Source organism: Pseudomonas simiae (assembly GCF_000934565.1).
Taxonomy (GTDB): domain Bacteria; phylum Pseudomonadota; class Gammaproteobacteria; order Pseudomonadales; family Pseudomonadaceae; genus Aquipseudomonas; species Aquipseudomonas simiae.
The window spans coordinates 2,127,593-2,148,253 of sequence record NZ_CP010896.1; the positions used below are offsets into that span (position 1 = coordinate 2,127,593).

The 20,661-nt window shown below is 59.6% G+C and carries 17 protein-coding genes; 12 read left to right on the forward strand and 5 right to left on the reverse strand.

Annotated features, from left to right (window positions below; all coding sequences use genetic code 11):
* Positions 1–52 precede the first annotated feature (52 nt).
* From PF1751_RS09760 to PF1751_RS09785, 7 genes are all read left to right on the forward strand, one after another.
* Positions 53–697, forward strand: a complete 645-nt coding sequence (locus PF1751_RS09760; protein ID WP_010211527.1) for a CGNR zinc finger domain-containing protein — start codon at positions 53–55, stop codon at positions 695–697.
* 84 nt (positions 698–781) lie between these two features.
* Positions 782–1,282 carry a sigma-70 family RNA polymerase sigma factor gene (locus PF1751_RS09765; RefSeq protein WP_010211526.1) on the forward strand — a complete coding sequence of 167 codons (501 nt, stop codon included), beginning with the start codon at positions 782–784 and terminating at the stop codon, positions 1,280–1,282.
* 17 nt (positions 1,283–1,299) lie between these two features.
* Entirely contained in the window at positions 1,300–2,250 is a 951-nt protein-coding gene (locus PF1751_RS09770; protein WP_042571003.1) for a FecR family protein, read from the forward strand.
* 97 nt (positions 2,251–2,347) lie between these two features.
* Complete coding sequence (locus tag PF1751_RS09775; protein WP_042571002.1) at positions 2,348–4,753, forward strand: TonB-dependent siderophore receptor; 2,406 nt, start codon at positions 2,348–2,350, stop codon at positions 4,751–4,753.
* A gap of 224 nt (positions 4,754–4,977) precedes the next feature.
* Complete coding sequence (locus PF1751_RS09780) at positions 4,978–5,787, forward strand: hypothetical protein (RefSeq protein ID WP_137206149.1); 810 nt, start codon at positions 4,978–4,980, stop codon at positions 5,785–5,787.
* On the forward strand, positions 5,744–5,944 hold the full coding sequence (locus PF1751_RS29810; protein ID WP_420820064.1) for a zinc finger domain-containing protein: 201 nt from the start codon (positions 5,744–5,746) through the stop codon (positions 5,942–5,944). The genes PF1751_RS09780 and PF1751_RS29810 overlap by 44 nt, the downstream gene beginning before the upstream one ends.
* Before the next feature lie 494 nt (positions 5,945–6,438).
* A complete protein-coding gene (locus tag PF1751_RS09785; protein ID WP_080662772.1) occupies positions 6,439–7,350 on the forward strand; it encodes a hypothetical protein in 912 nt (303 codons plus the stop codon).
* A gap of 58 nt (positions 7,351–7,408) precedes the next feature.
* Here the strand turns inward: PF1751_RS09785 and PF1751_RS09790 are convergent, their stop codons facing one another.
* The gene (locus tag PF1751_RS09790) at positions 7,409–8,560 is read right to left on the reverse strand and encodes an MFS transporter (protein WP_044286948.1); all 1,152 of its coding nucleotides are present in this window, start codon (positions 8,558–8,560) and stop codon (positions 7,409–7,411) included.
* Between the two features lie 475 nt (positions 8,561–9,035).
* On the opposite strand from PF1751_RS09790, the gene PF1751_RS09795 reads away from it, so the two are divergent.
* The 5 genes from PF1751_RS09795 (at position 9,036) to PF1751_RS09815 (ending at position 16,104) form a co-directional block, all read left to right on the forward strand.
* Positions 9,036–10,010 carry a diaminopimelate epimerase gene (locus tag PF1751_RS09795; RefSeq protein WP_044286949.1) on the forward strand — a complete coding sequence of 325 codons (975 nt, stop codon included), beginning with the start codon at positions 9,036–9,038 and terminating at the stop codon, positions 10,008–10,010.
* Between the two features lie 305 nt (positions 10,011–10,315).
* The gene (gene tssI / locus PF1751_RS09800) at positions 10,316–12,334 is read left to right on the forward strand and encodes a type VI secretion system tip protein TssI/VgrG (protein WP_044286950.1); all 2,019 of its coding nucleotides are present in this window, start codon (positions 10,316–10,318) and stop codon (positions 12,332–12,334) included.
* Complete coding sequence (locus tag PF1751_RS09805; protein ID WP_044286951.1) at positions 12,334–13,170, forward strand: DUF4123 domain-containing protein; 837 nt, start codon at positions 12,334–12,336, stop codon at positions 13,168–13,170. Before tssI ends, PF1751_RS09805 begins: the two co-directional genes overlap by 1 nt.
* Complete coding sequence (locus tag PF1751_RS09810; RefSeq protein ID WP_044286952.1) at positions 13,163–13,939, forward strand: hypothetical protein; 777 nt, start codon at positions 13,163–13,165, stop codon at positions 13,937–13,939. The genes PF1751_RS09805 and PF1751_RS09810 overlap by 8 nt, the downstream gene beginning before the upstream one ends.
* Positions 13,940–13,953: 14 nt before the next feature.
* On the forward strand, positions 13,954–16,104 hold the full coding sequence (locus tag PF1751_RS09815; protein ID WP_044286953.1) for a lipase family protein: 2,151 nt from the start codon (positions 13,954–13,956) through the stop codon (positions 16,102–16,104).
* A gap of 8 nt (positions 16,105–16,112) precedes the next feature.
* On the opposite strand, the gene codA is transcribed toward PF1751_RS09815, so the two are convergent.
* The 4 genes from codA to PF1751_RS09835 all read right to left on the reverse strand — a co-directional run bounded on the left by codA (position 16,113) and on the right by PF1751_RS09835 (position 20,661).
* The gene (gene codA / locus PF1751_RS09820) at positions 16,113–17,348 is read right to left on the reverse strand and encodes a cytosine deaminase (protein ID WP_010211502.1); all 1,236 of its coding nucleotides are present in this window, start codon (positions 17,346–17,348) and stop codon (positions 16,113–16,115) included.
* A 27-nt stretch (positions 17,349–17,375) separates the two neighbouring features.
* Positions 17,376–18,581 (reverse strand): PucR family transcriptional regulator, encoded by a 1,206-nt coding sequence (locus PF1751_RS09825; protein ID WP_042570997.1) that lies wholly within the window; start codon positions 18,579–18,581, stop codon positions 17,376–17,378.
* Positions 18,578–19,846, reverse strand: coding sequence for a cytosine permease (gene codB / locus PF1751_RS09830; protein ID WP_010211496.1), 1,269 nt, complete (start codon positions 19,844–19,846; stop codon positions 18,578–18,580). The genes PF1751_RS09825 and codB overlap by 4 nt, the downstream gene beginning before the upstream one ends.
* A gap of 191 nt (positions 19,847–20,037) precedes the next feature.
* Positions 20,038–20,661 carry an NUDIX hydrolase gene (locus PF1751_RS09835; RefSeq protein WP_010211495.1) on the reverse strand — a complete coding sequence of 208 codons (624 nt, stop codon included), beginning with the start codon at positions 20,659–20,661 and terminating at the stop codon, positions 20,038–20,040.

Consider the following 20,661-nt stretch of genomic DNA (forward strand, 5'->3'; position numbering starts at 1 on the left):
AACAAGGTAATCTGCGCCATCGCAGGGAGAACGCGTTTTTTCAGGAGTAGGCATGACACATTTTACGGGCACTGCAAAATCGATCCGTTTGATTGGTGGGGCCCGGGTGTTGGATTTTATCAATACCACCAACGGCCGTCGTCCTGGCACTTCGCTCAAGGTCATGGAAGAACGGCTCACCAGTCTCCAGTTCTTCTTCGAGTGGGCAGTGCACGCGTCGTTGATCTCGGCCCGAGAGTTTGACGACTACAAGCCGATGGTGTTCGAGTCTTCGATGGCCTACCAGCCGGACCTGGATGCGATCATCGCGTTCAGGGAATGCCTGTACGCGGCGTTCTATCCGTTGTCGTTACAAGGGGCCGCGCCCGATGACGCGTTGCAGCATATCAACCGGGCCTTCCAGCAAGGCGTTGCCTGGCGGGTGCTGTGTTCTGTCGATGGCAAACCTGCCTGGGCGTGGAAGCCCTGCACCACGACGCAGGAGCTGACGACCATGGTGCTCGGGCGCCTGGCCATCGAGGCCACGCAGTTACTGGTGTCCGGTGAACTGCACGCATTGCGCAGTTGCAGCGCCACTGATTGCGATTGGGTGTTCCTCGACATCTCCAAGAACAAGCAGCGCAAATGGTGTCAGATGAGCGTGTGCGGCAGCCGTGAAAAACTCAGTCGTCTGAGGCAGGTGGGCAGCACACACTAGTTTCGAGGTGATATGACGGGTAGCAATTGCTCCGCTTAATAGGAAGCATTACTATTCACGCCCCGCCTCCCCAGTGCACCCGCGATGATCCCTCAGCCGCCCCGCAGAACAGGCTTTTTCGAACATTACGAAGAGTTGATCGGAACCTGGACGCGCCGCCTGAGAAACCGTCAACAGGCCGAAGACCTGGCCCATGACACCTTTGTGCGGGTGCTGGAGTCAAAATCCAGCGAGGTTGAGCAACCGCGCGCTTATCTGCATCAAACCGCGCGCAACATCGCAGTGGATGCCTATCGACGTGAAGACCGTCGCGAAGCTATCACGCTGGAAGCCTTTGATCAGCGTTCGCCCAACAGTGGCGACCCGGAGCATTTCATGCACGCGATCCAGTTGGCGGACTCTATCGAGCGGGCCTTGTCTGAGTTACCGCTCAACTGCCGCAAGATTTTCATCTGGCAGAAAATCGAGGGCCTGACCCAGCAGGAAATCGCCGAACGCCTGGGCCTGTCTAAAAACATGGTGGAAAAGTATATGATCCGCACCCTGCGGCATCTGCGCGACCGCCTGGACGCGATGGCGCCATGACCCAAGGATCTTCCACGATGGACAACCGTGCCCGAGACGAAGCCGCGCAATGGTTTGTGCGCCTGCAGGACGCCGAGTTGAGCATTGCCGAACGCCAGCGCTTCGACGCATGGCGTAATGAGCATCCCGATCACCAATATGAATTTGATGTGCTGCAAGGCCTTTGGAGTGCCACCGGCTTGCTGCCTAAAGCGCGCTTGCAGGCGTTGTGCGAAGCCCCGGTGGAGCGGCCCAAGCGGCGTGCCGTGTTGCGTTATGCGGTGGCCGCCGGTGTGATCGCGGTGGCCCTGGGCTTGGGTCTGTTCAGTGGGCTCGATCATCCGAAACCCTACAGCGCCGAGTTCAGTACAGGTGTGGGTGAACATCGCCAGGTGGCGTTGCCCGATGGCTCGGTGATGGACCTCAACAGCCGCACCGTGGTCGCGGTGCAGTATGAAAAAGGCCGGCGTGGCGTGGAACTCAAGCAGGGCGAAGCCCTGTTCAGCGTCGAGCATGACACCAGCCGACCCTTTGTCGTGGCTGCCGGGGCAGGGCAGGTGACGGTGACCGGCACGCGCTTTGATGTGCGCCGTGATGAAGGCCAGACTCGCGTGATGGTCGAGGCCGGAACCGTGAAGGTACAGGGTGATTCACCGGACAACCTGGTGACGCTGACGGCTGGCCTGGGCACCCACGTCGACAACAAAGGATCGGTGGCAGCGGCCTACACGGTGAACACTGAAGAATTGACCGCCTGGCGCACGGGCAAGCTGGTCTTCAACAACGCTTTGCTGGGCGAAGTGGCACGCGAGGTTTCGCGCTACCGCGAGCGTCCGTTGCGGGTCAGTACACCTGCGGTGGGTAACCTGCGCCTGACCAGCGTGTTCAAGGCCAACGACACTGACGCCTTGCTCAAGGCCTTGCCGCACATCCTGCCGGTGGCCTTGCGGACCTTGCCGGACGGCAGCCAGGAAATTATTTCACGCTGACATTCAGGTTTTTTTCGAGTTCTTCGTCTTCTCCTGCAACTGCAACTGGTTTGCATTAACAGCCGCATACTCTTGCGATCACAGGATTAGGTTCGACGTGAAAAAACTCGCCATCCACAACAATAAAACTTCCCGCTGGGCGCCGCTCGTCCTGGCGCTCGCAGTCAGTGCCACGCTCCCTGCGGCCTACGCCGCCGACGCCATTCATATCCAGGCCCAGCCCCTGGGCGCGGCGCTGAGCCAACTGGGCCAGCAAACTTCCCTGCAAGTGTTCTTCAGCCCCGATCTGGTCGCGGGCAAGCAGGCGCCGGCCGTAGACGGCAACCTTTCCCCTGAACAAGCCCTGCGCCAATTGCTGCAAGGCAGCGGCCTGGACTACCAGATCGACGCCGGTTCCGTGACCCTGCGCCCGCTGAACAGCGGCACCGGTGAAGCCGGCTCGCCCCTGGAGCTGGGTGCCACTGATATCAAGGTGGTCGGCGACTGGCTCGGCGATGCCAACGCTGAAGTGGTGCAGAACCATGCTGGCGCCCGTACCGTGATCCGCCGCGAAACCATGGTGGAGCAGGGCGCAATGAACGTCGGCGACGTGCTGCGCCGTGTGCCAGGTGTACAGGTGCAGGAATCGAATGGCACCGGCGGCAGCGATATTTCCCTCAACGTCGGCGTACGTGGCTTGACGTCACGGCTGTCGCCACGCTCCACCGTGCTGATCGACGGTGTGCCGGCTGCGTTCGCACCCTACGGCCAACCACAACTGTCGATGGCACCGATTTCCGCCGGCAACCTGGACAGCATCGACGTGGTGCGCGGTGCTGGCTCCGTGCGTTATGGGCCACAAAACGTCGGTGGCGTGATCAACTTCGTGACCCGTGCCATCCCCGAGAAATTCTCCGGCGAAGTCGGCACCACCCTGCAAACCTCTGCCCACGGCGGCTGGAAGCACGTGGACAACGCCTTTATCGGCGGTACCGCCGACAACGGTATAGGCGCCGCTTTGCTGTACTCCGGGGTCAATGGCAACGGTTACCGCAACAGCAATAACGCCAACGACATCGACGACGTCATCTTCAAGACGCACTGGGCACCGACCGATCAAGACGACTTCTCGCTGAACTTCCACTACTACGACGCCAGCGCCGATATGCCCGGCGGCCTGACCCAGAAGCAATTCGATGCCAACCCGTACCAATCGGTGCGTGATTGGGACAACTTCAGCGGGCGCCGCAAGGACGTGTCCTTCAAGTACATCCGCCAGATCGATGACCGTACCCAGGCCGAAGTGCTGACTTACTATTCCGACAGTTTCCGCGGCAGTAACATCGCCAACCGCGACCTCAGGACGATTGGCTCTTACCCGCGCACCTACTACACCTTTGGCATCGAGCCGCGGGTGTCCCATGTGTTCGATGTGGGCCCGAGTACCCAGGAAGTCAGTGTGGGCTATCGCTACCTCAAGGAAGGCATGCATGAGCAGGCCACCAGCCTGAACCTGGTCAACAATGTGCCGACGCCGGGTGGGCAGAGCGACGGTCACGTGTATCAGGACCGTACGGGGGGCACCGAGGCCAACGCGTTCTATATCGACAACAAGGTTGATATCGGCAAGTGGACCATCACGCCGGGCATCCGCTTCGAGGACATCCGTACCGAATGGCACGATCGCCCGGTGGTTGCATTGAATGGCACCCGTACCCAGGAAAAACGCCGCGAAGTCCACAACAACGAACCGCTGCCGGCCTTGAGCGTGATGTACCACGTATCCGACGCCTGGAAACTCTTCGCCAACTACGAGACCTCGTTTGGCAGCCTGCAATACTTCCAACTGGGTCAGGGCGGCACCGGCGACCAGACGGCCAATGGTCTGAACCCGGAAAAGGCCAAGACCTACGAAGTGGGGACGCGCTATAACGACAATGTGTGGGGCGGTGAGCTGACGTTCTTCTACATCGACTTCTCGGATGAGCTGCAATACGTCAGCAACGACGTGGGCTGGACCAACCTCGGCGCGACCAAGCACACCGGCATCGAAGCGTCGGCCCATTACGACTTGTCGAACCTGGACCCACGCCTGGACGGCCTGACCGCCAATGCCGGCTTCACCTACACCAAGGCCACCTCGGAAGGCGACGTACCGTTCAAGGGGCGCGACCTGCCGCTGTACTCCCGTGAGGTCGCCACACTGGGCCTGCGCTATGACGTCAACCGCTGGACCCACAACCTGGATGTGTACGCCCAGTCCGGCCAGCGCGCCCCCGGCACGACCAGTACCTACATCACTCAAGGCACGGCTGACGGTCAGTACGGTGATATCCCAGGCTATGTCTCAGTCAACGTGCGCAGCGGTTACGACTTTGGCGAGCAGTTGTCCAACTTGAAACTGGGCGTGGGCGTGAAAAACGTCTTCGACCAGCAGCACTACACCCGCTCCAGCGACAACAACTCCGGGCTGTACCTGGGGGAGCCCCGCACGTTCTTCGTACAGGCCAGCGTCGGGTTCTGATCGACACATTGCCGCTCTTCCTGCTCAGGTCGAGCGGCGCTGCCTGCCGACAGACCGTCTTGTCTCTCACTCGATCAGATGCTCTTCCTACTTCGATTCTGGAAACTTTCAGCGGTCTCAGGAACCGGTTCCTACTGTTCTGCCACACAGAAGATGCCTGCCTTTGCTGGCTTCCTTGACGACTCAAAGTCAGGCACCTGAATACACCGAACTGGAGAACTGGAATGTCGGTATCAGCATACAATCAGAGCGTCGCTCCTTCCCTCGATAACGCCTCCCTCGGAGATGCTAAGCCCGGTGCCGAGCGATCTGCTGCCGCATCAAGTGTCCAGCTTACGGTAGGCGTCAATTTCACTGCGCAGTCCAATCACGCCGGCCCGGTATTCGGTGGCCCGCCGCCGCGTCCACTGCCGGAAAACTTACGCCCGAATCCCGGCCCGCCACCACGTCCGAACCCCTCGTTGCCAGACCCCTATTACTCGAAACAAAGTAACGAGCAATTGGCACAAGGCCTTTTGAATAATTATGGCGCGTTCAAAGGGCGCTGGCCTTCACGTTATGTCACGGAACAAAGTCTGCAGAAAGTGGCCAAGCAGCCGTTGACTGGCAACCCTTACAAGGACCCGAATATTCGATTGGCGAACGAGGTGCTGCGGCGTCCCGGGTTGCTGCAATCGCTCGATCGCAACGGCAGCACCGGTGCGTTGGATGGCCGCTTGTCCAGGGACGATATCACCAGTTTTGTTCGTTCGGACAATCCGTTGAAACTGAGTGACGACAAGCAAATCGTTCAAGACATGCTGAATAATTTCAATGCGCTGAAGGGCGGGTACTTCAGCAGCACGATTAAGCTCAGGGAGCTCAATGCACGTGCAACGCAACCGTTGTCCGGCAATCCCTACAACGACCATCTCATCCAGCTTTCGCGGGAGGTCATGGCACGTTCTGATCTGAGATCAGCGATGGATAATATTTACAGCTGGCAGCGCGATGGCAGGATTTCTCGCCAGGAATTGTACACATTGCTGGGTTAGACCTGGGGCTCCCTGCCGTGCGCTAGGCGGCAGGGGGCGGCAAGCGCTTGACGTAACCCTGCACCCCAATCACATGGAACTGATTGCGAAGATCTACCACAAAGAAAATATCCAGCGGCCATTGAGTGCCGCTGGGGGCCTTCATCTACCGGATTAGGTCTGGACCATGAACTCGACATCATTTGAACCCCGTCACTCCCAGTACAACCCCTCGAATTTGGCGGCACTGACACAGGAGGCAAAAAATCCACGAGAGCCGCAGGGTCTCAACCTCACATCCTCGCCGAGGTTCAGCTTCAAGGCGCCCACCGCCGAAGACTTTGACAAAGGTTCTCGGGTGTTCACGGAGGAGTCGGCGCCCAGCGCTGTGACTTCCCTGTTAGCGAGTCTTTGGAACAAGTTGTCCCGCCGCTGAGTAATGCCGTTTTACACGGCAGGATTTTCCAACGCATGGATGCGCGGCAGGTGAGCTGGTTACAAGCGCTTAAGATTCCCCAGGGTCTATCCAGCGTTTTGGACGAGCTTCTTCGGAACCGTTGTTTCCTGCGGGCCACTCAATCGCTGCTTGTGCCATCTTGATTTCGAGGCCCTTTCGAGGATCAGGCAATCAAGGCCCAGGCTACGGAATCTAGATTAGGGTGGAGGTGAATCATGATTGGTCGTGTCAATAATCCGAGCTATACGCAAACGGCTGGGTCCAACGCACCAGGGCCAACGGGGAGTGGTCAGTCTCGCTATGAGGTCGATGCCCGCGCATTGGGTAAGCCGCTGCCGGCCGCGCAGCCAATCAACACCCGTTTCGCGAACGGCGCCGACCGGCACTTCGACGGCCAGAATCTGTACGGAGGCATGACGAAAGTTGGCAACCCCTTCGTCAGTTCCGACGACCATCTGCTGGCGACCGACTTGAAGAACAACCTGTCATTGCTGGACGCTTTCAAGAAAGATGGCCGGCTGACCCAGGGTTCTTTACAGGAGATCGCCAAAGAGGAACCCAGCAGCAGCAAAGTCTCGGAACGCACCATCATGTTGGCGCGAGAGATACTCAACCGACCCCGACTGAACGAAGCGATAATTGCGAAGGGCGGTGAAATCACGCATGACAGTTTGACCAGGGCTGGTGACTCAGAGATCGGCAATACGAACCCCAACACGCAAAGCGCGGATCCGTTCCATGCGAAAACCGACGCTCAGGTCGTCCAGGCATTCAGAGGCATGTTTGATGACTTGCGGGATAAGTCGGAAGACCGCTCATTCTTTTTCGAAAAACATCGGTACGTCAAAAAAGACACACTCATCGAGATCAGTAAGGATCCGAACCAGACGGATAAGAACGGCGAGCCTTTACGGGATGTGCGCACCGGGTTTCCGTTGAAAATGTACAGCGAACAACAGGTATACCTGGCCAAGAACCTGATGGAGCGGCCGGGTTTGATGGCCTCTCTGGACAGTTATAAAGCCAATGGCTACAACCTCTTTGGCAGTCATAACGATGATGGCTGGTTGAAGAACTACAGCATTGACCGCTGGCTGGAGAACGACAAGGAAGAGAAGGGGAAATAACGTAGGCAGGCGCGCATCAGCGGCTTGAAAGCATCAAGCCGGCGATGCCGCCCTGTGTTCAGACGCGCAGGATTTTTCCACTGACCGCCACCGCCGCAAGCAACCCTCCAATTAACAGAAAGGCAGTGGCCAGGCTGCTGCCATGGGCGATGAACCCGATCACGGCAGGCCCTGCCAAAATCCCCGCATAGCCCAAGGTGGTAATGGCCGGCACGGCAATGTGCTCTGGCATGACGTTCTGTTTGCCCACAGCGGTATAGAGTACCGGGACGATATTGGAGCACCCGGCGCCTACAAGCGCATAACCCAACAACGCCACTTCCCAGGCCGGGGACAATGTGGCGAGGAATGTACCGGCCGCAGCCAGTGCGCCACCGGCCACGATCACCCGGGTAGCCCCCAGCCGGCGCACGATGGCATCACCGGTCAAGCGCCCGGCCGTCATGGTCAAGGCAAAGGCTGCGTAACCCAGGCCAGCATAGGCTTCGTCCAGGCCGCGCTCGGCACTGAGGAACACCGCACTCCAGTCGAGCACCGCACCTTCGGCCAGGAACACGACAAAGCACAGGCAACCGATGAACAGCACCACGCCGTGGGGCACGGCAAACGCCGGACCGGAACTCTCACTGCCGTAAGGCAGCAAATGCGGTGCAGCCTTGAGCAGCGCCGCCAGCGTGATCACAATCACCACCAGCGTCGCCTGCAATGGCGACAGTCCCAGCCCCAGCAGCCCCGAAATGCCCGCTGCACCGACAATCCCGCCCAGGCTGAACAGCCCGTGAAAGCCCGACATCATGGTCTTGCCGCTGGCTCGCTCGACGATCACCGCCTGCAGGTTGACCGTAGAATCCACGGTGCCGAGGCCAGCGCCAAACAGGAACAACCCCGCCATCAATAGCGGAATCGAACTGACCGTCGCCAGCGTTGGCAACGCCAGGCAGATCATGATCGTTCCGGCACTCAGCACGCGTCGGCAGCCAAAGCGCGACGCCAACGCACCGGCGGCGGGCATGGCGATGATCGAACCGACGCCCAGGCACAACAGCAGCAGGCCCAGGGTGCCTTCGCTCAGATCGGCACGGGCCTTGGCATAGGGCACCAGCGGCGCCCAGGCTGCGATGCCGAAGCCAGCAATGAAGAAAGCGATACGGGTCGACATTTGCTCTAACCGCCCGGGAACCACGGGCGCTGAGGTGGGAATGGCAGTCATGAAAAATCCTTGGTTTTGCGTTCTACGAACGATGTCCGGCGTGACATCCTTGCACATCAGGTCGTGGTGCGCGAGCCGGGTTCCCTGGGGGAAGTCGTGGTCGTGAATTTTATTTTTACAAACCCGGAACGTCAGGAGGGTTCGTCGCCACACAAACGGTATCGAGTGTGTACGAGGCGGTCTGGAAGGTGCGTAATCCCCGTGGGGGCTTTTGAACCCCTGGGCCCTCGCGGCGGATTACCACCTTCCAGGCCGCCTCCGAAACCCTATCAGGCAGGCGTTTGCCTATCGACGCTGACTTCAACCTCCTCGGCGCACACTGTCGCAAAAGACCATGGCGACGGCGCGCGGACTTCGGCCTGATGAAAACGTCCGTTCAGGGGATTGAACGTGTAGTGCTTGCAGGATGGTGTGCAGCGTCGAGATCCCACACAATCTGCCCCTTCTTCAGCGCATGCACAGGTGGACGACCCCCATGACCCTGTTCTACGACGCCCGCGGCAATATGTATGGCGTGGTCAGCCCGGCCTCGTTGAGAGACGCGGGCATTGCTGTACCCGAGAGCGCTGAGCTGGCTGCGCGTACGCGCAGCAACTGGACGTCGGCGGCCATCGCCTCCGAATGTAGTTGGGGCTCGCTGCCGCGTCCAGCCAGTGCCAAGTCTCATCGCTGCGATGGCTTGCTGGTCGGGCCGTTTCAGGCCGAGCCGCCCTTTGACTTGATGATTGTCAACACCGACGGTTCCTTGGCCGAGCGCAGTGGCAATGGCCTGACGATTTTTGCCCAGGCACTCACTGACCAGGGCCTGCTAAGCGGGGCCTGTGAGTTGAGGGTGCACCACGACAAATCGGACGCGGTATCACCCGTGTCGACATGGGTTGAACCGGCAATCCGTGAACAGGTTGCGGGGTTCTGGCTTGAGTTGGGGGTACCTGGTTTCGGGCCCGAGGTGGTGGGGGCGCAGATGGAGGTGGATGAAACTGAACTGAGTCATGTGAGCGAGTTGGCGGCGATCAACCCTCAGTGGGCGGCCAGCCAATTTGTGCGGGTGGGCAACCCCCATTGCGTGACACTGGTCGAGCAGGTGTCGGCATTGCCGGACAACACTCAGATGCAGCAACCCGCACTGTACGAGCCCTTGAAGACCATTGCGTTTGCTCCCCCGGCGGGTGGTGGTCGGCCCTGTCCGGCAGGGGTCAACTTGCAATGGGCGGCGCGCCAGCCCGGCAATCGAATCATCGCGCGCGTGTTCGAACGGGGGGAGGGGCCCACCGCGTCTTCCGGAACCAGCGCCAGTGCGGTGGCTTGTGCCGCTTGGCGGGCGGGCTGGGTGGAGAGTGGTGAGGTTGCAGTGGTGATGCCGGGTGGCATTGCGCAAGTTCGCTTGCACACCCAGGCCGAAACGTTGCTGAGCGTCAGTCTGTTCGGCACTGCGCAGTTGCAAGCATGAAGTTGTTTAACGGCTGACACTGTTAACCGGTGTCAGCCATTTCTATGTCAGTTAGTCATGCCGATGTAAGTCGGTGTAGGGCATTTCTTGTTATTAAGAAATGGCACGCTGGCTCGTTTTATTATTGTGTAAAAGACACTTCCAGCTTAGTTGTACGAAACTTCTTTTTTATTTGAAAACGGTCGATTCCTCCCCGAAATGACTAAGCTTTGAGACGTTCCAGCGCCTTTTCTCGATAACTAATTCTCTGTTTGGCGAGAGGGCCTGTCTCCGGGTGTTCATTTATTAACGGCGGGTAACAACGGATGGTTAACGCGTTTGTTTTGTCACGTTTCAATCTGGTTCTTCCACATATAGATATCGACTTGCAAGTCCTGGCATTCAAAGGCAGTGAAGTCCTCGATCAACCGTTTTTCATTCACATACAGGTGGTCAGCGAAAACCCTTCCCTTGATCTGGAAGCGCTGCTCCACCAACCCGCCTACCTGGCTTTCGGCGAAGCGGACGACGGTTTGCATGGGCAGGTCTACGCCGTTGGCCGGGATGACCCAGGTCGGCGCACCACGCGCTATCACCTGACCCTGGCGCCCCGCCTGGCTTACCTTGCGCACCGACGCGATCAGAGGATTTTCCAGCAGCGCAGCGTGCCCCAGATCATCGCCGAGGTCCTTGAGCAGCATGGCATCCTGGCGGATGCTTACGCCTTCGAACTTGGCCCCGTGGTTTATCCGCCGCGTACGTTCTGTGTTCAGTACGCTGAGAGTGATCTTCACTTCATCCAGCGGCTGTGTGAAGAGGAGGGCATTCACTATCATTTCCGTCACAGCGTGGACGCCCACCTGCTGGTATTTGGCGATGACCAAACGGTGTTCCCGCGTTTGCCCGTGCAATGCTATAGCGCTCCTGGCGGGCCGCACGCCGATACGCCGGTTATCCAGCGTTTCGACGTGCGCCTGGGCATCCGCAGCCAGAAGACGGTGCGTCGTGATTACGACTTCGAACATCCTTCCGTGCACCTGCACGACAGCGCGGGCGCCGCGTCGACACTCCCACTTGAGGACTATCAGTATCCCGCAGGATTCACCGGTCATACCCGTGGCAAGCAGTTGGCACGGCGGAGTCTGGAGCTTCACCAGCGCGACCGGTATCGGGCATTGGGCAAGAGTGATCAGCCAGTGCTGCGCAGTGGGCACTTCCTTGAGATACGCGATCATCCCGACCCCTCCTGCAACGACCTGTGGCTGATCACGTCGGTGCGTCATGAGGGTTATCAACCCCAGGTGCTGGAGGAAGCGACGCCGGCAACCGACGTATTCCAGGGCTATCGCAATCGTTTTACCGCAACACCCTGGCAGGCCGTGCATCGACCCTCTCTCAGGCATACCAAGCCGACCATCAATGGCAGCCAGACCGCAACCGTGACCGGGCCCGCCGGTGAGGACGTGCATTGCGATGTGTATGGCCGAGTGAAGGTGCGCTTTCACTGGGACCGCCTGGACGAGGCGGATGATAAAAGCAGTTGTTGGTTGCGGGTGGCGTCCGGATGGGCCGGTGACAGGTTCGGTGCAACGATGATCCCGCGTGTGGGCATGGAAGTGCTGGTGACCTTCCTGGACGGGGATCCCGACCGCCCCCTGATCAACGGCTGCCTGCCGAATGCATTGCATCGGCCGACCTATCCCTTGCCACTGCACAAGACTCGCAGCGTTTTGCGCAGCAGCAGTTCCCTTGGCGGCGAAGGCTCCAACGAGCTGTACCTGGAAGATCGTCGGGGCGAGGAACTTGTCTACCTGCGTGCGCAGCGGGACCTGGAGCAACGGATCGGCCATGACAGTCGGCTGGAGGTCGCAGGGGAACGGCAAGAAGTCATCCACGGGATCAGCACGACTCACTTGAAAAGCGAAGAGCATCGTCAGGTCACCGGCGACCGCAAAGTGCTGCTCAAGGCGAGCGACTACCTTGATGTGCATGGCGATAGCCGGACCCACGTGGCACAGACGTTGGTCATTGAGGCAGGGCAGCAGCTCCACCTTAAATCGGGTGCCAGCCTGGTGATTGATGCCGGGGCAGAACTGAGCCTCAAGGCGGGTGGAGAGCATCTGGTCATCCAGGCGGGTGGCATTTTCAGCAGTCGTCCCATCGCGCTGGGCGGTTCGGCGTCTGTTACCCAATTGGCGGGCGCTTTCAGGGTGGCCGGTATGCCTGAGGTCTCCAAGGTACAAGGCACGATCATGAACTTGGCCAGGCAACTGGGAGCGGACTATTGCCCGGTGTGTGAGCATTGTCGCGAAGGCCTGTGTGATCTGCCAGGGAGGGCGGCCTGATGCAGAACTCGCCAAGTCAATGGATAAACCAACAGCAGCAGGCAGGGCGAAGCCTGTGTCTGATCCTCGATGGGCAGAATGCCGCGTGTCAGCCACTGCTGGCGGTGCGCAGTTTGTCAGACTATCGCAGCCTCTATGCCGAGACTGCGCTGGCGGATCTCATGAGGGAGGGCCCCGTGATCCTGCTGTTGAAACAGATGAGCGAGCCTGCATTACGAGACCTCTTGCTACAGCCTGAGAATAACTGGGGCTGGCTGGGCAGTTTGTCGTGCAAGGACCTGACTGGCGTGACTCGGCACTGGCGCGACCGTTTGCTGACGGGACCGGAGGGCGAGCAATCGCTGTACCGCTTTCACGACAACCGTACCCTGGCACGTGCGCTGGACTATCTGGGTGCGGACCACTGGCCGGTCTTTCTTGGCCCCTTGATCAGCGTGTGCTACTGGCACGAAGACCGCTGGCGCACGGCTGACAACCCGGCTGTCGGCGAGTATCCGCTGCCTGACCCGGTTCCTTGGCTGAACACGCCCAACCCGAACGCCGAAGCCATCCTGCACGCCAATATTCTGCGTTACCTGTTGGCTGTACACAGCGAAGAACTGGTCGCTTTGGTGGAATTCCAGGACCCGAGAATCTGGCTGGGCCAAGTCTTGGAGCTGGCGCGTGTCTGGCAATGGAGAGGGCCGGAACAATTGGAGTTTCTGGTGGTGCGACGGTTGGAGGAGGCCACACGCAACAGTCTCATTCGGTGGCAACCGCTGGTTGGGGAAGCGCCAGGTGATCATTTTGAACGGGTGGTGGAGCAGTGGCGATCAATGGAGGGAAAGGATGAATAGGCGAAGGCTTGGTGCGTGGGTTGTGGTGGGAATGCTGACGCTGACAGGCTGTGCGGGCAAGCCGGTTGACCACTTTACGCTGGAGGTGGATCTGCCGGCGGAGTTCCGCTTCATCGGGGGAGCCAACTACGGGCCTGCGACTGGGGAAACCTGCACGCTGCCAAGGCGTCGGGGCAAGAGGCCGGAGCGGAAGATTTTTATTGCACGTTACAAGCCTGTGGCCGAACGCGTGAGTGTTGAACTGCCGTTGAGTGAGGTGATTGAAGGTTGCCCTACGGTTTTGCGAAGTGTCGATTTTGATATGTATGCGAAGTGGGGTAAGCGAGATACGGATGTGGGAGGCGATCGTGCAGGCATCGCCATTCGAGATCGCTGGAATGATCAACCTGGCATGCCCGAGTCAGGTGTGCAGGAACTGATTGGGCAATGTCAGTGGCGCTTCAGGACGGTGGGGCCGTTTCATGCGATCAGGAAACTTCTGCAATGTCGTTCGAATAATGCAATAGGGCCGTTGCAGGAGTCCCTGGCCGGTGGTGCTGCTCAACGTGATCAGTTAGCGGGGAAAACGCTCAGGCTGGTGCTGACGGTCACGGACAAGGAAGAACCGGCTGTTGGTGATAACTGGGTGGTCGTTCCGGGTGGCTGGAAGCGTTGTAAAGGTAAAAGCTTTGAAGACCTTTATGCGTTTTGTAACGGCAACACCTCCGACTTTAAACCGATAAAAATGCCGGATGGTCGCGTTTGTGATGTTTATCCATCGTGTCAATAACAAGGAGCAAGGTCATGAAGCAGGATGCATGGAAGCAATCTTTTTTCAGTGATAGCAAGCCAGCCTGTTCACTGCGCGGGCATTGGGTGAGCTTTTGCCTGGTCGACGAACTGGGCGTGGGAGCGGCGTATGGGGGACTGCCATACACCGTCCACGATAGTGCAGGGCAGGAGTACAAAGGCAGGCTGAATGGAGAAGGGTTTGCCAAGCTAGACAATATTTTCTGTGGGCCTGTGGTACTTGTTCTCGACGATCTGTATTCAGGAACAGAGCCCCCCTATCTACAACTGATGTTGCGCCCCACCTACAAACTTCCTATCACCGAGCTTCAAGTTCGGGCTGAACAGACTCGGTTTGCCGCCTCTGATGGCCAGCGCCTCGACAGTAATCCTGCTCAGCACAAGGCCAACCGGTTCTATCAAGTGGAAGTGCGTGATTTGGTCCGCCATGTCGCCCATTTGCCACCGGTTGCGCAGCGGAGTCATCAACCCCTGCGACACGCGTTGAACATGATGGGTGAGCTGGGATTTGGACCACCTCAATCAAACTTGGTAGGAGTCGTGTTGTTTCCCAACAACCACACCGCTCTGGAAGTTCGACCACTCAGGGCCTTTCGCCCGATGCTTTCAACCGACGACGGTTTCTGCGCCTTGAACCTTTATCAGTTGGCATTGATGGCCACCTTGAGTTATTGCAACTTCGGCCAAGTGCCACCTGAAAAGCCCCACGACCACGTTCGCTTTCCCCTTGATCCCAGCATCGGGCATCTATTTGCCGAAGAGCTTTCGGGTTTCCATGAGGCCTGGCGATTTGATGCAGAACAAGTCGACCGTTTTTTCCCCCTTTACGAAGAGGTCCCTTACTCCCAGCGTTTTGAGATTTTGCCCTTCGATCCAGAGCTATACCCACAAAACCAACCGGAGCTGCAGGAAAAGCAGGAACATCCAGCGAATGTGCACTTTTTCGATGATGAAGCGCTTGGTACGGATACTCAGGCGTTTATTACCCATCACGATGAAGTAATCCTGATCGCGGTGCGTGGTACCGCCAGTGGTGCGGACGGGATGCGAGATGCAAACGCTCATCAGGTCCCTTACACGGAAGGAGTCGGCAAGGCCCACCAAGGTTTTTATCAGGCTTACCGGGCAGTGCGCGATTTCGTATTGCACTACCTCGACCAATTCCATACCGGCCAACGAATTATCATCTGCGGCCACAGCCTGGGCGGCGCAATCGCTTTACTCCTCGCAGAAGGTCTGCGCAGGGCTCCGGAGTGCAACTACAACATCCTCCTCTACACCTACGGCGCCCCCCGCGCCGCCGACTCTGAATTCACCCAAGGTGCTTCAACCCTGGTCCACCACCGTATCGTCAACCACAACGATCCCGTCCCCAGCGTCCCGGCCCCTTGGATGAACACCACCGCCAAACTCTGGATCCCAGGCGCCGTCACACTGTTCAGCGCCCCTGCACCGGGCGGCCTGCTGTTCGCCGCCGGGTTGGTGCGTTTTGGCGCAAACCCTTACCAACACCACGGCGAACAGCACCATTTCATGCCGATCATGCTGCCGGATGGCACACAGTCTTCGGTGTTGTGGAAACCCGGTTGTGAATCCATCCAAGAGGCCGGTTGCAACCGAACCTTGCAACTGCGTGGCGACATGCCCGAGCGGGATAACCTGCTGAGACAGCTGTTCCAGGCCAACCAGCACTTCATGACTGCCAGCTACATTCCGGCGGCGTGGGCAACGCTACGTCGCTGGCAGCAAACCCAGGAAAGCAACGGCCCACTGGTCACGCCAAGCGAGTTCGAGCTGCTCGACCTGGCCCTGGAGACCATGCGCCAACAACTGCGCAACAAGCGCCGGGAACTGGCCCGCCTAAGGTCTGCCAACGACCGAGGCTATGAACACAACGAAGCCCTGAATAGCGAGATCGACCGCTTGCACACCAGCCGTGAGCGCCTTGCGACTCTGCGCTGGCGCCGCCTGGAAGCCCGTGATGTCTACGGCAGTCAAGCCCATAGCGCCAACGTGCAACCCAGCCTCAAGCGCTGGTTCAGCCACCGTGAAAACCGTGAGCCGTCGCAAGTCGCCAGCATCCCCCCCGCGCAGCTTCACGCATGGGGGAGGGCGCAAACGCTGGATATCGACTCAATTGTCTGAACCCGGTTTTACACAAACTCAACCTGCGCCGGCTGACGCCGCATCAGCACTTTGCCGTTGCGGATCGAGTACAGCGGCAAGCCCTGACTGCGGATGACCTCATAGTCGCTGTCCGCCGAAAGGATCAACAGGTTGGCGGGGCGTCCGGGTTCCAGACCGTAGCGGTCACCCAGGGCCATGGCCTTGGCACTGTTGTCGGTCACCAGGTCGAGGGCGCTTTGCAGGTTGCGGTAGCCGAGCATGTGGCAGATATGCAAACCGGCCTCCAGCACCCGCAGGATGTTGCCGTTGCCCAAGGGGTACCAAGGGTCGACGATGGAATCCTGGCCGAAACACACGTTCATGCCGGCCTCCAGCAGTTCATTGACCCGGGTGACGCCACGGCGTTTCGGGAAGCTGTCGAAGCGTCCTTGCAGGTGGATACTTTCGGTGGGGCAAGAGACGAAGCTGATCCCCGAATGCCCCAGCAGGCGGAAGAGTTTGGCGCAGTAGGCATTGTCGTAGGAGCCCATGGCCGTGGTGTGGCTGGCGGTGACGCGGGCACCCATATCGCGGCTGCGGGCTTCTTCGGCCAGCACTTCGAGAAAACGTGAATGGGGGTCGTCGGTTTCGTCGCAGTGCACGTCCACCAGGCAGCCGGTACGTTCGGCCAGGTCCATCAGGAACTTCACCGAACTCACGCCCTGGTCGCGGGTGTATTCAAAGTGAGGGATACCGCCGATTACGTCGGCCCCCAGGCGGATGGCTTCTTCCATCAGTTCGCGGCCGTTGCGGTACGACTCGATGCCTTCCTGGGGGAAGGCGACGATTTGCAGGTCGATCAGGTGCTTGCTCTCTTCGCGCACTTGCAGCATCGCCTTGAGCGCGGTGAGGTCCGGATCGGTGACGTCGACGTGGGTGCGCACGTGTTGGATACCGTGGGCGGCGAGGGCCTGGATCGTCTTCTTGGCGCGGGTCTTGGTGTCTTCCTGGGTGATGGTGGCTTTGCGCTCGCCCCAGCACTCGATGCCTTCGAACAGGGTGCCGCTCATGTTCCAGCGGGGCTCGCCGGCCGTCAGGGTGGCGTCCAGGTGGATATGCGGTTCAACGAAGGGTGGAATCACCAGGTTGCCGGCGGCGTCCAGGTCACCAGATGCCAGTACGGGCGCTGTCGTTTGTGGCGTGATGCTGGCGATCCGGCCATGTTCCAGGTGCAGATCATGCAGGCCTTCACGGTTGCGCAGGCGGGCGTTGATGATGTGCATGGGCAAGTTCCTCTTGGCTAAAAACAATCAGGCAGACAGTCGCCAGATCATCAGCGCTATACCGATGTCCAGGCGATCATAAGCGTTATCCAGCGTCAGCCCGCACAGGGCTTCGATGCGCTGGACACGGTGCGTTAATGTATTGCGGTGCACGGCCAGCCGCTGGGCGGCGGCCACAAGGTTACCATTCTCATGGAACCAGGCTTCCAGGGTGGGCATCAGGTTGGGGCCATGGTGCAAGTCGTGGCGCAGCAATGGGCCGAGGCGTTCATTCAGGAATTGATCGAGGAGGGCGCGATCACGCACGCCGCTGAGCAGCTTGAGCACGCCCAATTCGTCGTACACGCACAGCCCGGCACGCTCACTGAAGCGCCGCGCAGCCGCCAGTGCCTGGCGGGCTTCATCCTGCGCCTGGGCCAGGTGTGCCGGTGGGTGCGCTGCGGCGCTGAGGCCGATAAACAGTTTGAGCGGCGCCAAGCGTAGATTCAGCGGATTAAGCCAATGGGCTAGCTGTTGGCGGTTGGTCAACGCCGCCACGGCATCCGGCGCGGGCAGCAGGACTGTCCATTGGCCGGCTCGTCCCTGCACCGGCAAACCGGCCGAGAATTGCCGCAGTCGACGGCTGATAACGTCGTGTTGTCGCGCCAGTTGCGCTTCCACCGAAGCCGCATCACCCTGGGCAAACAGCAACTCGTTGCCTTCCAACTGCAGTTGCACCACTTGCCAATACCCGGCCAATGGCATGCCCAATTGCGTGGCCCGGTGCAGCAACAGTTCCAGGGATTGGTAGTCGCCGGTCAGCAAGCGCTCAAGCACATCATGCCGCGAGCGCCCCAGTTGTTCGGACTGGATCAGCGCCGAACCAATGGCCTGGGTTACCAGCACCATTTTCAGCGAGTAGGGCTGTTCGATCAACGGCATGCCGGCGGCTTCGGCGGCATCGAGTAAACGCTGGGGAATCGCCTGGATATACGCAGGCCCGGTCAGCACTACCAAGCCAGCCACTTGACGCTCGCAGGCTTCCTCAAGCAATTGCAACAGGTTGGTTTCGTCGCGCGGGTGATTGATCCCGGTGACGAACACGAGCTCGCCACCGAGCACCCATTCCGCAATCCCGCTGTTTTCCGCCACATAGGGCCAGCGCACACCGTTATCCAACCCGGTCTCGCCAGCGCGCAGGCGCATGGATTCCAGGCCCGGCAGCGCCAATACATCGGCAATGGTCAAGCTCATGCCTGGGCATCAGCCAGAGGCGCACGCACGCGTAGGACGGCGGTGAGCACGATGTAGGTCAGCGACGCTGCAACGATACCCACCAACGGCGCGACCCAGGGCGAATTGAACGCCAGCACGGTGCCAACGCCATAGGCCGCCAGCCCCGGCCAGTTGAATGCCGGCAGGCGCGCATCCGCCAGGCGCGGGTAGCGGCCGCGATAGCGATAGAAGAAGTCCGCCATGATCACCCCACCAATCGGTGGGATCACCGTGCCCAGCAGAATCAGGTAAGGCACCAGCATGTCGTACATGCCGAGCAACGCCAGCAGGGTGCCGATCACGGCGCCGGCCAGGGTGACTGTCTTGCGGCGTTTGGTGCGCAACAGGTTGCAGCCGGCCACAGCGAAGTTGTAGATCGTGTTGTCCTGGGTGCTCCAGATATTGAGCAGCAACATGGCCATCGCCGCCATGGCAAAGCCTTGCAGCAGCAACACTTCAACCACGTCCGGTTGCTGATAGACGATGGCACCGTAGGCGCCAATCAGCACCATCAATCCATTGCCGATGAAGAAGCCGATCAGGCTCGCCAGTACCGCCACTTTGGCCGAGCGCGAAAAACGCGTCCAGTTGGTGGCCTGGGTCGCGCCGCTGACAAAGGTGCCGAACACCAGGGTGATCGCGGTGGACAGGTCCAGCTCACCGCTCGGCACCACCGCCAGCAGCCCATCCAGCCCGCCGACTTTGACCGTGGCGACCCACATCGACAGAAACAGCAGGATGCCCATGGCCGGCACCGCGATGTAGGACAGGATTTCCAGCCCGCGATAACCAACGTAGGCCGTGGCGCAGAACACCAGGCCGAACAGCACCATCAACGCCAGTACGCTGCCCTGGCCCAGCTCGAAATATTTGCCCAGCACCACGGCGGCAGTGGCGGTGCCCCAGGCGTACCAGCCTATCTGGGTGAAGCCGAGGATCAAGTCGCTGAGCTTGCTGCCCATTTCGCCGAAGCAGAAGCGTCCCATCAGCACCGAATTCAGCCCACTCTTGAAGGCGATGTAACCCAGGCCTGCGGCGTAGATACCCAGCAGCAGGTTACCCAGGGCGACGACGCCGAGCATGTCGGTAAAGCTGAACGCCACTCCCAGCTTGCCGCCGGCAAACATGGTCGCGGTAAAAAAGGTAAAACCCAGCAGCACCATGGCAGTAGACGCCAGGCCCTTGCGCGCATGCATCGGGACTTCGCTGAGGGGGTAATCGTTGCCCGGTTCTTGCTGCGTCATGTGCCTTGCTCCTGAATGAGTGACGCAGGCCTATTGCACCGCGCGTGCCACATCGGGCAGCAGTGACACACGCACGGTAGGGTTTGTGCACTGTGCACAGTATTTATAGCCAAAACGGGAAGGAGCGCGGGAAAGAGTGTTCGGCGTGCCCAATCGGGCACGAAAGCGGTGCAGCCGTGATACAAATTGGATCAGTCGAACAGCGTCTGGGTGATCTCGCCACGGTGGAAGGCAAATGCAGCCTCCAGATCACTTTCGATGGTGCGCCCACGAGACAGTGGCGGCAGGTCATTCAGCCGGAAAAAGCCCACTTCGGTGGTCTCGAACCCTGCCATCGGAGCCGACTGATCTACCGGTTCACAGAGGAAGTACAGCTTATAGAAGTCGCGCACATCCGGCCGATACAAGCCCTTGGCCTTGTGCGTCACGCTGTATAGGGCGCGCGCCGTCACCGTCAGCCCGGCTTCCTCGCGAATCTCCTTGACGATATTTTCCGCCGCCGACAAACCGATATCCGCATAACCTCCCGGCAACGCCCAGCAGCCATCGGTCAACTCCCGTACCAACAGAATTCGATCGTCTTGGATGACCGCCCCGCGCACGTCGATCATCGGCGTCGAGTAGCGTTGGGCAAAATCCGTGACCAGCCCGGTGATGCGCTCCAAGGGCACATTGCCCAGCTGCGCGAGCATGCTGTGGGCAATCTCGGCAATTTCTTCCAGGCGCTCGCGCTCGAAATCATCGGTACAAAAGTGCAGCCCTGTGGACGCCAACGCCTGCAAGCGTTTGGCCTGGGCCAGCCAGGTGTTTTCCAT